Annotated in this window: 12 protein-coding genes; 1 reads left to right on the forward strand and 11 read right to left on the reverse strand. The window is 62.3% G+C overall.

All coding sequences use genetic code 11. The annotated features are described in order from the left end of the window. Window positions 1–9: 9 nt before the first annotated feature. From astD to acs, 10 genes are all read right to left on the reverse strand, one after another. On the reverse strand, window positions 10–1473 hold the full coding sequence (astD, locus tag R9B85_RS05220; protein ID WP_112253154.1) for a succinylglutamate-semialdehyde dehydrogenase: 1464 nt from the start codon (window positions 1471–1473) through the stop codon (window positions 10–12). After that, the gene (astA, locus tag R9B85_RS05225; protein WP_112253155.1) at window positions 1474–2502 is read right to left on the reverse strand and encodes an arginine N-succinyltransferase; all 1029 of its coding nucleotides are present in this window, start codon (window positions 2500–2502) and stop codon (window positions 1474–1476) included. Between the two features lie 78 nt (window positions 2503–2580). Further along, complete coding sequence (gene aruF / locus R9B85_RS05230; RefSeq protein WP_112253156.1) at window positions 2581–3600, reverse strand: arginine/ornithine succinyltransferase subunit alpha; 1020 nt, start codon at window positions 3598–3600, stop codon at window positions 2581–2583. A gap of 147 nt (window positions 3601–3747) precedes the next feature. Beyond that, window positions 3748–4968: an aspartate aminotransferase family protein gene (locus tag R9B85_RS05235; RefSeq protein ID WP_112253157.1), complete on the reverse strand. Its 1221-nt coding sequence runs from the start codon at window positions 4966–4968 to the stop codon at window positions 3748–3750. Between the two features lie 341 nt (window positions 4969–5309). Further along, the gene (gene argR, locus R9B85_RS05240) at window positions 5310–6290 is read right to left on the reverse strand and encodes a transcriptional regulator ArgR (RefSeq protein ID WP_112253158.1); all 981 of its coding nucleotides are present in this window, start codon (window positions 6288–6290) and stop codon (window positions 5310–5312) included. A gap of 98 nt (window positions 6291–6388) precedes the next feature. Next, a complete protein-coding gene (locus R9B85_RS05245; protein WP_025340127.1) occupies window positions 6389–7153 on the reverse strand; it encodes an ABC transporter ATP-binding protein in 765 nt (254 codons plus the stop codon). Between the two features lie 22 nt (window positions 7154–7175). Continuing rightward, window positions 7176–7874: an ABC transporter permease gene (locus tag R9B85_RS05250; protein WP_003260115.1), complete on the reverse strand. Its 699-nt coding sequence runs from the start codon at window positions 7872–7874 to the stop codon at window positions 7176–7178. Beyond that, window positions 7871–8560 carry an ABC transporter permease gene (locus R9B85_RS05255; RefSeq protein ID WP_003260113.1) on the reverse strand — a complete coding sequence of 230 codons (690 nt, stop codon included), beginning with the start codon at window positions 8558–8560 and terminating at the stop codon, window positions 7871–7873. The genes R9B85_RS05250 and R9B85_RS05255 overlap by 4 nt, the downstream gene beginning before the upstream one ends. Window positions 8561–8648: 88 nt before the next feature. Then, window positions 8649–9434 (reverse strand): ABC transporter substrate-binding protein, encoded by a 786-nt coding sequence (locus R9B85_RS05260; protein WP_112253160.1) that lies wholly within the window; start codon window positions 9432–9434, stop codon window positions 8649–8651. Window positions 9435–10069: 635 nt separating this feature from the next. Beyond that, the gene (gene acs / locus R9B85_RS05265) at window positions 10070–12031 is read right to left on the reverse strand and encodes an acetate--CoA ligase (protein ID WP_112253161.1); all 1962 of its coding nucleotides are present in this window, start codon (window positions 12029–12031) and stop codon (window positions 10070–10072) included. A gap of 397 nt (window positions 12032–12428) precedes the next feature. Between acs and R9B85_RS05270 the strand changes: the two genes are divergently transcribed. Beyond that, window positions 12429–12683 carry a DUF2790 domain-containing protein gene (locus tag R9B85_RS05270; RefSeq protein ID WP_003260110.1) on the forward strand — a complete coding sequence of 85 codons (255 nt, stop codon included), beginning with the start codon at window positions 12429–12431 and terminating at the stop codon, window positions 12681–12683. A gap of 153 nt (window positions 12684–12836) precedes the next feature. Here the strand turns inward: R9B85_RS05270 and R9B85_RS05275 are convergent, their stop codons facing one another. Then, window positions 12837–14396 carry a sigma-54-dependent transcriptional regulator gene (locus tag R9B85_RS05275; RefSeq protein WP_112253162.1) on the reverse strand — a complete coding sequence of 520 codons (1560 nt, stop codon included), beginning with the start codon at window positions 14394–14396 and terminating at the stop codon, window positions 12837–12839. Window positions 14397–14575: the final 179 nt, after the last annotated feature.

Below are 14575 nucleotides of genomic sequence, written 5' to 3' on the forward strand. Positions count from 1 at the left end.
GACCTGTTGTTATAGGGTAATGCCCGGCGTCAGGGTCGCCGGCAAGGCAAGGCTGGCGGTCTCCAGCGAAGCCACGGGGTAAGCGCAGTAATCGGCTGCGTAATAGGCACTGGCGCGGTGGTTGCCACTGGCGCCCACACCACCGAACGGCGCACTGCTGGCGGCACCGGTCAGTTGCTTGTTCCAGTTGACGATGCCGGCGCGGCTGCGCAGCCAGAAGTACTGGTAGCGGGCACGGGAGTCGGACAGCAAGCCGGCGGCCAGGCCGTACTGGGTGTTGTTGGCCTCGTCGATGGCAGCATCGAAGTCTGCATAGCGCACCACCTGCAGCAGCGGGCCGAAGAACTCTTCGTCCGGGCGCTCGGCCACGGCAGTGACATCGACAATGCCTGGGGTCAGCAGCGCGGCATCGGCCTGCGGCTGGGTCATTTCCAGCAGTTTCACCGCACCCTTGGCGACCAGTTCGGCCTGGGCCGCAATCAGCGCCCGTGCCGCCTGCAGCGAAATCACCGAGCCCATGAACGGCGCGGGCTGCTGGTCGAACGCGCCGACCGTGATGGTTCTGCTCACCTCGACCAGCCGCGCAAGCAGCGCATCGCCCCAGGCGCCTTGCGGCACCAGCAGGCGACGGGCGCAGGTGCAGCGCTGGCCAGCGGAAATGAACGCCGACTGGATGATGGTGTACACCGCGGCGTCGAGGTCCTTCACCTCATCCACCACCAGCGGGTTGTTGCCACCCATTTCCAGGGCCAGGATTTTGTCCGGGCGACCGGCGAACTGCTGGTGCAGCAGGTTGCCGGTGCGGCTGGAGCCGGTGAAGAACAGGCCATCGATACCCGGATTGGCGGCCAGCGCCACGCCGGTTTCACGCGCTCCCTGCACCAGGTTCAGCACACCCGCCGGCAGGCCGGCGGCAATCCAGCAATTAACGGTCAGTTCGGCGACCTTGGGCGTCAGCTCACTGGGCTTGAACACCACGCAGTTGCCCGCCAGCAACGCTGGCACGATATGGCCGTTGGGCAAGTGGCCGGGGAAGTTGTACGGGCCGAACACCGCCACCACGCCGTGGGGCTTGTGCCGCAGCACGGCCGTGGCATCGGCCAGCGGGCCGCTCTTTTCGCCGGTACGCTCGCGGTAGCTCTGTACCGAGATCGCCACCTTGTTGATCATGCTGGTGACTTCGGTCGCCGACTCCCACAGGGGCTTGCCGGTTTCCTCGCCGATGCACTGGGCCATGGCTTCGGCATGCGCTTTCAGTTGCGTGGCGAACTTCTCCAGCACATCGATACGTGCTTCCAGGCTCAATTGCGCCCAGGCCGGGAAGGCCTGACGCGCAGCCTGCACGGCAGCATCCACCTGGCTGGCGTCGGCGCCCTGCCCCTCCCAGACGACGGCTTGCGTCACCGGGTTGAGCGACTGCAGGGTTTCGCCCTGGCCGGCCTGCCAGTTGCCTGCGATGTAATGCGTGGTCATTTATTTGGCCTCCCGGCTTGCCGACAGCGGCACTGCGCGTACGTTGTCGCCGGCACCCATGCGCAGACGCTTGGCCGTCAGGGGGTCGACCACCAGGGTACCGGCGGCCAACCGCGCAGGTGCAGCCGTGATGCGGCAGTCGTCGCGCTTGCGGTTGTGAATGATGTAAGGCGTGGCGTCATCGCCCGGTGTGCCCACGGCCAGCACCAAGGTCTGGCTTTCGCGTACGGCGCGGATCTTGTCGGTGTCGCACTCGATGGCCGGGCCGGCATCGAAGATGTCGACGTAGCCCTGGTAGTTGAAGCCTTCCTGCTTGAGCATGGCCAGCGCCGGCTCGGTATCCTTGTGCACGCGGCCGATAACGTTGCGCGCCGCCTCGGAGAGGAAGCAGGTGTACAGCGGAAACTTCGGCATCAGTTCGGCAATGAACGACTTGTTGCCCACGCCGGTGAGGTAGTCGGCCTGGCTGAACTCCATCTTGAAGAAGTGCCGGCCCAGGCTTTCCCAGAACGGCGAGCGGCCCTGCTCGTCGGACATGCCGCGCATTTCGGCGATGATCTTCTTGCCGAACAGCTCGGGGAACTCGGCGATGAACAGCATGCGCGCCCGCGACAGCAGGCGGCCGTTGAGGCCGGAGCGGTAGTCGCTGCGCAGGAACAGCGAGCACAGTTCGGAGTTGCCGGTCAGGTCGTTGGCCAGGAACAGGGTGGGGATTTCACGGTAGATCTTCAGTTCCTGCGAGGCGCTGACGGTCAGGCCGACACGGAAGTTGTACCAGGGCTCGCGCAGGCCGACGGCACCGGCGATGGCACTGATGCCCACCACCATGCCTTCGTCGTTTTCCAGCACGAACAGGTAGTCGGTGTCGCCACGCTCGGCTTCGCCGCGGAAGCTTTTCTCCGCCCAGCCAACGCGATGCCCCAGGCGCTCTTCGTTGGCCGGCAGCGTGGTCAGCCCAGTGGTACCGGTGCTGCGTGCCAATTCGATCAACGCAGGCAAATCGCTGCTGCGTACAGGACGAACGATCATGCTATCTCCTTTTGCGGCGGCGGCGGCCGGCGCGAAACTCTTCTAACGCATCAATCCCGAAACGTCTGTTGCCAGACCTCAGACCGCGACCAGTCGCACGCTGGCACCCTCGCCCACCCCCAGCGCCTCGGCAGCTGCCAGGCTCAGGCTGACCGGTTTGCCCGGCACCCAGTCCAGCTCCAGCAGCACCGCGCGGTAGTCCTGCAACTGGCCGTTGCACACCAGGTATGGGCGCCCACCCTTGATCGGGGCGTCCTCGAGCTTGACCGGCACCACCCGGCTCTGGGCGATCGAGCGGATACCCGAGGTACGCGCATGCAGGGTCGGGCCACCATCGAAGATGTCGATGTAGTGCTCGGTCTCGAAGCCTTCGCGCATGAGGATGTCGAAGGTAATCTGCGCCCGAGGGTGCACCTGCCCCATGGCTTCCTGTGCCAGGTCAGGCAGCAGCGGCACGTAGATCGGGTAGTGCGGCATCAGTTCGGCGAGGAAGGTGCGGCTTTTCAGGCCGCACAGGCGCTCGGCGTCGGCGTAGTTGAGGTCGAAGAAGTTGCGGCCGATGGCATCCCAGAACGGCGATTCACCCTGCTCGTCGCTGTAGCCGACGATCTCGGTCACCACCGACTCGGCGAAACGCTCCGGGTGAGCGGCCATGAACAACAGGCGGCCACGCGAATTGAGCTCGGCCCAGCCACTGTTCACCAGTTCCGGCAGCACATAGAAGCTGGTCAGCAGGCTGTTGCCGGTCAGGTCATGGCACAGCGACAGGACGTGAATCTTGTTGTGGATCTTCAGCTCGCGCGATGCGTGCACGAAGGTCTCGTTACGAAAACTGTAGAACGGCTCAGAGTAGCCGGCCGAAGCGACGATGGCCGAGCAACCGGCCAGCTTGCCCGTTTCGCTGTCTTCGAGCACGAAGAAGTAGCTTTCTTCACCATTGAAGCTGACCTCGGCGGCGAAGGAAGTCTCGGATGCGGCGATCTTGTCGCCCAGGCGAGCGCTGTCGTCCGGCAGCGAGGTGACACCAATGGGGCTGTCTGCAGCCATGCGCTGCACTTCGTTCAGATCAGCCATTTGCGCGGGGCGCATCACCAGCATGGTGTCACTCCTTTGGAATACGGGCCGCTCACGGCGGCACGGGAAAACGGCAAGTGCACTGGCACCTGCACTGGGATCGGGTATCACCGGCTCGGTGCAGACTCGGGCTGAGCCTGCGCCGGGGCCGGCGAAGGGACCACGGGCGGATCAGCCCTTGGTCAGGGTGGCCACGGCGCGCTCGAAGCGGCCCAGGCCTTCATCGATGTCGGCGTCTTCAACCACCAGGCTTGGTGCGAAGCGGACCACGTCCGGGCCGGCCTGCAGCACCATCACGCCTTCTTTTTCGGCGGCGTTGAGCACATCCTTGGCCTTGCCTTTCCAGGCCTCGGTCAGCACACAGCCCAGCAGCAGGCCAACGCCACGCACCTGGCTGAACAGGTTGTACTGCTGGCCGATCTGCTCCAGGCGGACCTTGAAGCGTTCATGCTTGGCCTTGATACCGGCGAGGGTTTCCGGGGTATTGACCACGTCCAGCACCGCACAGGCGACGGCGCAGCCCAGCGGGTTGCCGCCGTAGGTGGTGCCGTGGGTGCCGACGGCCAGGTGCTTGGCCAGCTCGGTGGTGGTCAGCATGGCACCGATCGGGAAACCGCCGCCCAGGCTCTTGGCGCTGGTCAGGATGTCCGGGGTAACGCCATAGTGCTGGTAGGCATACAGCGAACCGGTACGGCCAACGCCGGTCTGCACTTCGTCGAAGATCAGCAGGGCATTGTGTTCGTCACACAGTTTGCGCGCGCCTTCCAGGTAGGCCTTGTCGGCCGGCACCACGCCACTCTCGCCCTGGATCGGCTCGATCACCACGGCGCAGGTCTTGTCGGAAATCTGTGCCTTCAGCGCTTCCAGATCGTTGTACGGCACATGGCTGATGCCGGTGATCTTCGGGCCGAAGCCATCGGAGTACTTCGGCTGGCCACCGACACTGACGGTGAACAGGGTACGGCCGTGGAAGCTGTTAACGGTGGCGATGATTTCGTGCTTTTCCGGCCCGAAGCGGTCGTGGGCAACGCGACGGGCCAGCTTGAAGGCGGCCTCGTTGGACTCGGCGCCGGAGTTGCAGAAGAACGCACGGTCGGCAAAGGTGGCGTCCACCAGCTTGTGGGCCAGGCGCAGGGCCGGCTCGTTGGTGAATACGTTGGATACGTGCCAGAGGGTGTTGGCCTGCTCGGTCAGGGCCTTGACCAGTGCCGGGTGGCAGTGGCCCAGGGCGTTGACCGCGATGCCACCGGCAAAGTCGATCAGCTCGCGACCCGACTGGTCCCAAACTCGGGAGCCCTCGCCTCGCACAGGAATGAAGGCCGCCGGAGAATAGTTGGGGACCATGACCTGGTCGAAATCGGCACGTTGCACCGGGGCTTGCTCAACGGACATCTGAGTCTCCTGAAGAGGAACGCTGGCCTGGAAGTGGCGAGCGATGGGGGGATTGTAAGGACTGATCAGCGCCTGTCCTTGCGGCCAAGCGACAACTTGTTACAGCGCAAAACCCAGTTTTGACAAGGCTTTCGGCAATGCGACAAACACTGTCGCAATCGCGCAGTGTACGGGAGAGAGGGGGCTGGGTGAACGGGTGTTCACATAAGAATGGATACTGCCTGTGCCGGCCTCTTCGCGGGTAAACCCGCTCCCACAGGCTCTCCACAGAACCGGAAGATTGTGCGAACCCTGTGGGAGCGGGTTTACCCGCGAAGAGGCCGGCACAGGCGAAGGAAAACTCAGCCTTTTTCGGCAGGCGCCGAGCTCAGCTCGAACGGACTACTGCTACGCCGCTGGTTGCGATCCTCCCGCGGCGTTGCACCAAAGAAGTTGCGATAGGCACTGGAAAAATGCGGCCCCGAGGAGAAGCCACAGGACAGCCCGATCTGGATGATCGACTTGCTGGTCTGCATCAGCATCTGTCGCGCCTTGTTCAGCCGCAGCTCCAGGTAATACTGGCTCGGCACGCGGTTCAGGTACTGCTTGAAGATGCGCTCCAGCTGCCGGCGTGACACGCACACGTGCTGGGCAATTTCGTCGGTGGTCAGCGGCTCTTCGATGTTGGCCTCCATCAGCAGCACCGCCTGGGTCAGCTTGGGATGGCTGGAGCCCAGGCGGTTCTGCAGCGGAATGCGCTGGCGCTCGCCACCCTCGCGGATGCGCTCGACCACCAGCTCCTCCGACACCGCCCCGGCCAGTTCCGCCCCGTGGTCACGGGCCAGCACTGCCAGCAGCAGGTCGGTCACGGCCATGCCGCCACAAGCAGTCAGACGATCGCGATCCCAGTCGAACAGGTGGCTGGTGGCGATCACCTTGGGAAAGCGCTCGGCAAAATCATCCTGCCAGCGCCAGTGCACCGCAGCCCGGTAACCGTCGAGCAGGCCCAGCATGGCCAGAGGGTAGACCCCGGCCGACAGGCCGCCGACCATGCAGCCACTGCGCGCAAGCTGCTTGAGCGCCGACGACAACGCCGCCCCCACCGCCGACGGCTGCTCGTCAGCCAACAGGAACAACTTTTGACACCCCTCAAGGCGGCCATTCCACGGCTCGCCCGGCAGGCGCCAGCTACCCTCTTGCGCCGGTTCCGCCTGCAGGAAGACCAGCTCGTAGGACACCTCCGGGTGCACCCGCTGCGCCACCTGCAACACTTCCTCGGCCAGCGCCAGGGTCAAGGGCCTGGTACTGGGCCAGATGAGAAAACCGATTCGCTGGGTGGTCATAGGGTGCGGTCCGAAACCTGAGGTCGTTCGAGTCTGTGCGCCGGGTCAGGCTGCGCTCGCCGCGCAGCATGCCCTATTCTGGTGCAAAAATGCAGTTTTTACTTCAGGCTGCCGGAGAGGAACTGCTTCAGGCGCTCCGACTGCGGGTTGGCCAGCACCTCGCGCGGGCAGCCGGTTTCTTCCACCAGGCCCTTGTGCAGGAACACCAACTGGTTGGACACCTCACGGGCAAAGCCCATTTCGTGAGTCACCACCACCATGGTGCGGCCTTCCTGGGCCAGCGCCTGCATCACCTTGAGCACATCGCCGACCAGCTCCGGGTCCAGCGCCGAGGTCGGCTCGTCGAACAGCATGACCTCCGGCTCCATGGCCAGCGCCCGGGCAATTGCCACACGTTGCTGCTCGCCGCCGGACATGTGCCCCGGGAAGGCGTCCTTGCGGTGGGCGACACCGACCTTGGCCAGATAGTGCTCGGCCTTTTCCAGGGCCTCCTTGCGGTTCACGCCCAGCACGTGCACCGGCGCTTCGATGATGTTTTCCAGCGCAGTCATGTGCGACCACAGGTTGAAGTGCTGGAAAACCATCGACAGGCGCGAGCGCATGCGCTGCAGCTGACGCGGGTCGGCAGCCTTGAGTGCGCCGTCCTTGCCCGGTACCAGCTTCAGCTCTTCGTTGTTGAGCAGGATCTTGCCGGCGTGCGGCTGCTCCAGCAGGTTGATGCAGCGCAGGAAGGTCGACTTGCCCGAACCGCTGGAGCCGATGATGCTGATGACATCGCCTGCCTTGGCCGACAGGGACACGCCCTTGAGCACTTCATGGCTGCCGTAGCGCTTGTGCAGGTCTTGGACTTCGAGTTTGTACATGCTGTCGATTCTCACAAAGCGGTCAGTGCTTGCGCGGCGCCAGGTAGCCGAGCCAGCGGCGTTCGGCCATCTTGAACAGGCGCACCAGGATGAAGGTCAGGCACAGGTAGAACACGCCCGCCGTGATATAGGCCTCGAAAGGCAGGTAGTACTGGGCATTGACCGTGCGCGCAGCGCCAGTGATGTCGATCAGGGTGACGATCGACGCCAGGCTGGTGGTCTGCAGCATCATGATCACTTCGTTGCTGTACTGCGGCAGCGCCCGGCGCAGGGCCGACGGCAGCAGAATGCGCCGGTACATTTTCATGCGCGACATGCCCATGGCCTTGGCCGCCTCGATCTCGCCATGCGGTGTGGCCTTGAGGCTGCCGGCGATGATTTCGGCGGTGTAGGCACTGGTGTTGATGCCAAACGCCAGGCAGGCGCAGAAGGTAGCGCTGGACAGCAGCGGCCACAGGAAGCTTTCGCGCACCGCCTCGAACTGCGCCAGGCCGTAGTAGATCAGGAACAGCTGCACCAGCATCGGCGTGCCGCGGATCACATACGTGTAGAGCCAGGCAACCAGGTTGACTGCCGGCTGCTTCGAAACCCGCATCAGCCCCAGCGGAATGGCCGCCAGCAGCCCGAAGAACAGCGAAATCGCCAGCAGCTTGAGAGTGGTCAGCAGGCCGCCGAAGTACATCGGCAGTGCCTCCCAGACGACGTTGTAGTCGAAGATCATAGTTCAGCCACCTTGACGCCAACCGAGTAGCGGCGCTCGAGATACTTCAGGGCCAGCAGCGAGATGCTGGTCAGCACCAGGTACAGGGCCGCCACCGCCAGGAAGAAGGTGAAAGGCTCGCGGGTGGCGTCTGCCGCCTGCTTGGCCTTGAACATCATGTCCTGCAGGCCCACTACCGAAATCAGCGCGGTGGCCTTGGTCAGCACCAGCCAGTTGTTGGTGAAGCCCGGGATCGCCAGGCGAATCATTTGCGGCACCTGGATGCGGAAGAACACCTGGCGGTTGCTCATGCCATACGCCACGCCCGCTTCGGCCTGGCCTTTCGGAATACCGAGGAACGCACCGCGGAAGGTTTCCGACAGGTAGGCACCAAAGATGAAGCCCAGGGTACCGATACCCGCGATCAGCGGATTCAGGTCGATGTAGTCTTCATAACCGAGCAGCGGCGCAACCCGATTGATGATGTCCTGCCCGCCGTAGAAGATCAGCAGGATCAGGACCAGGTCCGGAATGCCACGAATCACCGTGGAATACAGATCGCCCAGCCAGGCCAGCCAGCGCACCGGCGACAAGCGCAGCGCCACACCGATCAGGCCGAGCACGATGGCCAGGGCCATCGACGACAGGGCGAGCTGAAGCGTCAGCCACGCCCCGTCGAGGATGACTGCCCCGTAGCCTTTCAACATGATGAGGTCCTCGACCTAGAGAATGAAAAATGGTGCAAACCTCAGAGCCTCTGCTGTTTGCACCATTGCACAGGTGAAACCCGACGTCTTAGTTCGAGTCTGGACCGTAGATGTCGAAGTTGAAGTACTTCTTCTCGATTTCTTTGTACTTGCCGTTGGCGCGGATGGCGTCGATGGCAGCGTTGATGCGGTCGACGTTGGCCTTGTCACCCTTGCGCACGGCAATACCGATGCCGTCACCGAAGTACTTGGCGTCGGTGAAGGACGGGCCTACGAAGGCGAAGCCCTTGCCGGCGTCGGTCTTGAGGAAGCCGTCTTCCAGCAGGGTGGCGTCAGCCACGGTGCCATCGAGGCGGCCAGCTGCCACGTCCAGGTAGATTTCGTTCTGGGTGCCGTAAGGAACCACGGTGGCACCTTTGGCGCCCAGTACTTCCTTGGCGAAGCGGTCGTGGATCGAACCGCGCTGCACACCAATCTTCTTGCCCTTGAGCTCATCCAGACTTTCACTGACGGCGGTACCTTCCTTCATCACCAGGCGCGCCGGGGTCAGGTAATAGCGCTTGGTGAAGTCGACCGATTTCTTGCGGTCGTCGGTGATCGACATGGACGACAGGATGGCGTCGATCTTGCGCACTTTCAGCGCCGGGATCAGGCCGTCGAACTCTTGCTCGACCCAGGTGCACTTGGCTTTCATCTCTTCGCACAGGGCGTTGCCGATGTCGTAGTCGAAACCGGCGATGCTGCCGTCTGGCTGCTTGAAGGCGAAGGGTGGGTAGGCGGCTTCGATGCCGATTTTCAGCGGTTTTTCATCGGCCTGCGACACCAGGGAAAACACGGACAGCGCCAGGGCGCCAAGCAGTGCGAGCTTCTTCATCAGGTAACTCCATCGGTACGAAGCAATACAAGGCAGGTAACGGCTGCCCGATATGCGAATGGGTACAACGCGAGCCGCGCAGGGTTCGACCAAGGTCGCAGACCACGAGCGAGTGAGTGGCATTTTAACGACAGCCCGGTAGTCGATATTTCTTCAAAGCGACAACTACTTACAGAAGCGCTTGAAACGGCAGCGGGCGATGTTGACAGCCATTGCAAAATATGCAAAAGCGCAAGAAATAGAACCTATAGTACTAGCAATTCCCGGGCCTATTATTGGCAAAGCCTTGTATTACGGCAAGTGCAGCGTGCCGAGTCGCAAAAAACGCTGCGAAAACGCCCCGAAACAGGCCGGAATTGTTTCCTGCCGCCCCGATATTGTGCGGCGTCGGTGACAGAACAGTTACCGATGAATGTCGGGTAACAGTAAAGCAAAAACCCCGCCGGTTGCCCGGGCGGGGTTCTTGTTGGCTGATCTCACAGATACAGTACAGGCCTCAGGCGCATGCCTTACCCTGTGGGAGCGGCTTCAGCCGCGAACACCGGCAACGCCGGTGCCATCCACCGCGCTGGGTTCTTCGCGGCTAAAGCCGCTCCCACAGGAATTGAACAAAGCCGCGCTTCCCTGCTTCGCAATCAGGCAGAAGCCAGGCTCATCGCCTTGTGGGTATCGATCAGGTGCTGCACCACGCCCGGGTCGGCCAGGGTGGAGATGTCACCCAGTGCATCGTACTCACCCGTGGCAATCTTGCGCAGGATGCGGCGCATGATCTTGCCCGACCGGGTCTTCGGCAGCCCCGGCGCCCACTGGATCACATCCGGCGAGGCGATCGGGCCGATTTCCTTGCGCACCCAGTTCTTCAGCTCCAGGCGCAGCTGCTCGCTGGCCTCGATACCGGCATTGAGGGTGACATACACATAGATGCCCTGCCCCTTGATGTCGTGCGGCACACCCACCACCGCAGCCTCGGCCACTTTCGCATGCGCCACCATGGCACTCTCGATCTCGGCAGTCCCCATGCGGTGACCGGATACGTTCAGCACGTCATCCACGCGACCGGTGATCCAGTAGTAGCCATCCTCGTCGCGGCGCGCACCGTCGCCGGTGAAGTACATGCCACGGAAGGTCTTGAAGTAGGTATCGACGAAACGGTCGTGGTCGCCGTACAGCGAACGCGACTGGCCCGGCCAGGAGTCGAGGATCACCAGGTTGCCTTCGGCAGCGCCCTCGATCAGATTGCCCAGGTTGTCCACCAGCGCCGGCACCACACCGAAGAACGGGCGGGTTGCCGAGCCCGGCTTGAGGCCGGTAGCACCCGGCAGCGGGCTGATCAGGATGCCGCCGGTCTCGGTCTGCCACCAGGTGTCGACGATCGGGCAACGCTCCTTGCCCACGGTCTTGTAGTACCAGTTCCAGGCTTCGGGGTTGATCGGCTCACCCACCGAGCCCAGCAGGCGCAGGCTGGACCCATCGGCACCTTCAACAGCAGCCTGCCCTTCGGCCATCATCGCGCGGATGGCGGTCGGCGCGGTGTACAGGATGTTGACCTTGTGCTTGTCGACGATCTTCGACACGCGGGTGATGTCAGGGTAGTTCGGCACGCCCTCGAACAGCAGGGTGGTGGCGCCATTGGCCAGCGGGCCGTAGACAATGTAGCTGTGGCCGGTGACCCAACCCACATCGGCGGTGCACCAGTACACCTCGCCCGGGCGATAGTCGAACACACGCTCGTGGGTCAGCGCTGCGTATACCAGGTAGCCGCCGGTGGTGTGCAGCACGCCTTTCGGCTTGCCGGTAGAGCCGGAGGTATAGAGGATGAACAGCGCTTCCTCGGCACCCATCTCTTTCGGCGCGCAGTGGCTGGAGGCGACTTTCATCAGGTCTTCGTACCAGATGTCGCGGTGCTGGTGCCAGGCAATGTCGCCACCGGTGCGCTTGCACACGATGATCTTCTGCACACTGTTGGTTTCAGGGTTGGTCAGCGCCAGGTCGACGTTGGCCTTGAGCGGGGTACGCCGGCCACCACGCACGCCTTCGTCGGCGGTGATCACGATCTTGGACTTGCAGTCGATGATACGGCCGGCCAGCGCCTCGGGCGAAAAGCCGCCGAACACTACCGAATGGATCGCACCGATACGCGCACAGGCCAGCATGGCGACCACGGCCTCGGGGATCATCGGCATATAGATGGTGACCACGTCACCGCGGTGCACATCCTGGCCACGCAGGGCGTTGGCGAACTTGCAGACCTGCTCGTGCAGTTCGCGGTAGGTGATGTTGCGGTGTTCGGAAGGGTCGTCGCCTTCCCAGATGATGGCCAACTGGTCGCCGCGCTCTTCGAGGTGGCGGTCCAGGCAGTTGGAGGAAACGTTCAGAGTGCCGTCGGCGAACCATTTGATATCGACGTGATGGTCGTCGAAGGAGGTCTGCTTGACCTTGGTGAACGGCTTGATCCAGTCGATGCGCTGGGCCTGCTCGCGCCAGAAGCCGTCCGGGTTGATCACCGACTGCTGGTACATGGCCTTGTAGGTGGCCTCGTCGGTCAGGGTGGTGGCCGCAACCTCGGGACGAACGGGATACAGTGGAGCCGCACTCATCTGTGTTACCTCGGTGTAATAGTTGTTTTTGTATGGAACCGTTTGTAACTGTACCAGAGCGACAAAAGCCATTCGACGTTGGTAGTAATTTGGTACGCCCGTTCTGGCAAAGCGCTCTGGCACGCACCTTACAGCCCAGGCGAGAAAAAAAGGGGGCGCTTGCCAGAGGATTGTTACAGATTCTGTCAAAACACTTTATCAAAAGACCCACTGTTTCGGCCTTGGCCCCAGCCATAAAATTCACCTCGCCAGCAACGGCAAGGCGATTAACAACTGGTAACAGCCCCCACGAAGGCAAGCGTTAATCCCCATCCAAACCCGATAGTTAAAACTAGCAATACTCGCGGCGCCATAAGCGCCGCGTGCCCCCTCACGACCTTAGACAGGTAAATTGAAAATGAAAGCTTTACTGGTATTGGTACTTGGCAGTCTTTGCGGCGCGGCGATGGCCGGCGAAGCCAAAGATGCCGAGCAGATTCCGGTTGAACAGTACAGTTACTCGCAGCACCTGGACATTGCTCGCGTCATTTCCATGAGCGAAGTGCCCAATGTGTGCGAAGTCGTGCCCGCCCGCATGACCTACGAGGACTCCAAGGGCCAGAAGCACATTCTCGAATACCGCGTGATGGGGAACGGCTGCTCGAACGGCTGATGCCTTGTGAATTGGGGGCCCAGTGGGCCCCTATCGCGACACAAGGCCGCTCCTACAAGTATTGCGCAGCTTTCAAGTCAGGCGCAGTACCTGTAGGAGCGGCCTCGTGTCGCGATAGGACTGCGCAGCAGTCCCAGGTTCTTTGCCAAACAACTAATCTACAGACTTGTTAAGCGAATAATCTCTTAACTTGTTTGCAATGGTCGTATGCGAAACACCCAATCTTTTCCCTAAAGCCCGACTACTGGAAAACTCTCCCATCAAACTTTCCAGCACCGCTTTTTCAAAGCGCCCGACAATCTGCGAAAGATCCCCATCCAGCGAAAACTCACCCAGCGGTGGGCGCACGCCGTAATCCGGCAAACGTATATGTTCACTTTTGACCACGCCGCCTTCGCATAACGAAACCGCCTGGAACAACACGTTTTCCAACTGCCTCACATTACCCGGCCAATGATACTGGCCGAGTTTGTCCATTGCCGCCGGCGCCAGGCGCGGCATGGCGCAGCCGATCTGTCGGCTGGCCTGGTCGAGAAAATGCTGCACCAGCCCTTCCAGGCCATCCATGCATTCGCGCAATGGCGGAATGTGCAGCGACAACACATTGAGCCGGTGATACAGGTCCTGGCGAAACTCGCCACGAGCACACAATTCGGACAAATCCACCTGGGTCGCGCAGATCACCCGCACATCCAGGTACACCTCTTCATCACTACCTACGCGACGGAAGCAGCCATCCTGCAGAAAACGCAGCAGCTTCACCTGCAGGCGCGGGCTCATCTCCCCTACCCCGTCGAGGAACAGCGTGCCACCGGCAGTCAGTTCCAGCAGCCCCAGCTTGCCCTCGGCCCGCGCCCCTTCGAATGCCCCGGGGCCGTAACCGAACAGCTCGGTCTCGGCCATCGATTCGGGCAACCCGGCGCAGTTGAGCGCCATCAGCGGTGACTGGCCGCGCGGACTGGCCAGGTGGCAGGCACGCGCCAGCAGCTCCTTGCCGGTGCCGGTCTCGCCCTCGATCAGCAATGGCGCGTCCAGCGGGGCCATGCGCCGCGCCTCGCGTACCACCGCAGCCATCACCCGCGAGCTCTGGAAGATGCTGTCGAAACCGCGCAACTCCTGCTTGCGCACGTTGTAGATGCGCTCACCGATACGGTCAGCGCGGTGCAGGGTCAACACCGCACCAGCCAGCGCCTCGCTGTCGTCGTGCTCGGACTGCAGTGGCGCGATATCAGCCAGGAACACATCGCCCTTGACCTTGATGCGCAGGCCGTTGATACGCGACTTGTTGGCCCGCACCAGCTCTGGCAGGTCGAAGTCCTCCACATAGCGCGCCAGCGGCATGCCCGGCACCTCGTCCACCCGCACTCCCAGCAACTGCGCAGCGGCGCGGTTGGCGGCGACAATGCTGCCGCCCATGTCGATCGACAGCACCGGGAAGTCCAGCGCCCCCAGCAGCGCATTCAGCTCCATGTGCCGGCGTTCGCTGGGCATCAGCCCCACGCGCTTGACACCGAATACCCCGGCGATCGCCTCGAACTTCGGTCGCAGCGCCTGGAACTGCAAATTGATCAGGTTCGGGCAATGCAGGTAGATGGCGTTGCCATGGTCACCGCCCACCTCGCCGCGCAGCACGTTGATGCCGTACTCCACCAGCAGGTTGAGGATGTCGCGCAGGATGCCAATACGGTTCTGGCAGTGCACTTTGATACGCATGAAGGCTCTCGAAGCGCCAATGTTTTTCAACACCGCGCGGAAAAGTCGTAAAGATAAGCTGACAAAAACAGCCGAAGCTTCAGCCTGATGCCTCGGATTTTCCGACACTTGCACCTTTTTGTAAAATTATCGTTACGAAAACATCGCCAAAAGCCAACACCTTCCACGGGCCAACCCCG

The sequence above is a fragment of the Pseudomonas sp. NLJ1 genome (genome assembly GCF_049486705.1).
Lineage (GTDB): Bacteria > Pseudomonadota > Gammaproteobacteria > Pseudomonadales > Pseudomonadaceae > Aquipseudomonas > Aquipseudomonas inefficax.

Coding starts and splice junctions, on each gene's coding strand:
- astD (WP_112253154.1), bottom strand. CDS start 1,473: ATGACCACGCATTACATCGCAGGCAACTGGCAGGCCGGCCAGGGCGAA.
- astA (WP_112253155.1), bottom strand. CDS start 2,502: ATGATCGTTCGTCCTGTACGCAGCAGCGATTTGCCTGCGTTGATCGAA.
- aruF (WP_112253156.1), bottom strand. CDS start 3,600: ATGCTGGTGATGCGCCCCGCGCAAATGGCTGATCTGAACGAAGTGCAG.
- R9B85_RS05235 (WP_112253157.1), bottom strand. CDS start 4,968: ATGTCCGTTGAGCAAGCCCCGGTGCAACGTGCCGATTTCGACCAGGTC.
- argR (WP_112253158.1), bottom strand. CDS start 6,290: ATGACCACCCAGCGAATCGGTTTTCTCATCTGGCCCAGTACCAGGCCC.
- R9B85_RS05245 (WP_025340127.1), bottom strand. CDS start 7,153: ATGTACAAACTCGAAGTCCAAGACCTGCACAAGCGCTACGGCAGCCAT.
- R9B85_RS05250 (WP_003260115.1), bottom strand. CDS start 7,874: ATGATCTTCGACTACAACGTCGTCTGGGAGGCACTGCCGATGTACTTC.
- R9B85_RS05255 (WP_003260113.1), bottom strand. CDS start 8,560: ATGTTGAAAGGCTACGGGGCAGTCATCCTCGACGGGGCGTGGCTGACG.
- R9B85_RS05260 (WP_112253160.1), bottom strand. CDS start 9,434: ATGAAGAAGCTCGCACTGCTTGGCGCCCTGGCGCTGTCCGTGTTTTCC.
- acs (WP_112253161.1), bottom strand. CDS start 12,031: ATGAGTGCGGCTCCACTGTATCCCGTTCGTCCCGAGGTTGCGGCCACC.
- R9B85_RS05270 (WP_003260110.1), top strand. CDS start 12,429: ATGAAAGCTTTACTGGTATTGGTACTTGGCAGTCTTTGCGGCGCGGCG.
- R9B85_RS05275 (WP_112253162.1), bottom strand. CDS start 14,396: ATGCGTATCAAAGTGCACTGCCAGAACCGTATTGGCATCCTGCGCGAC.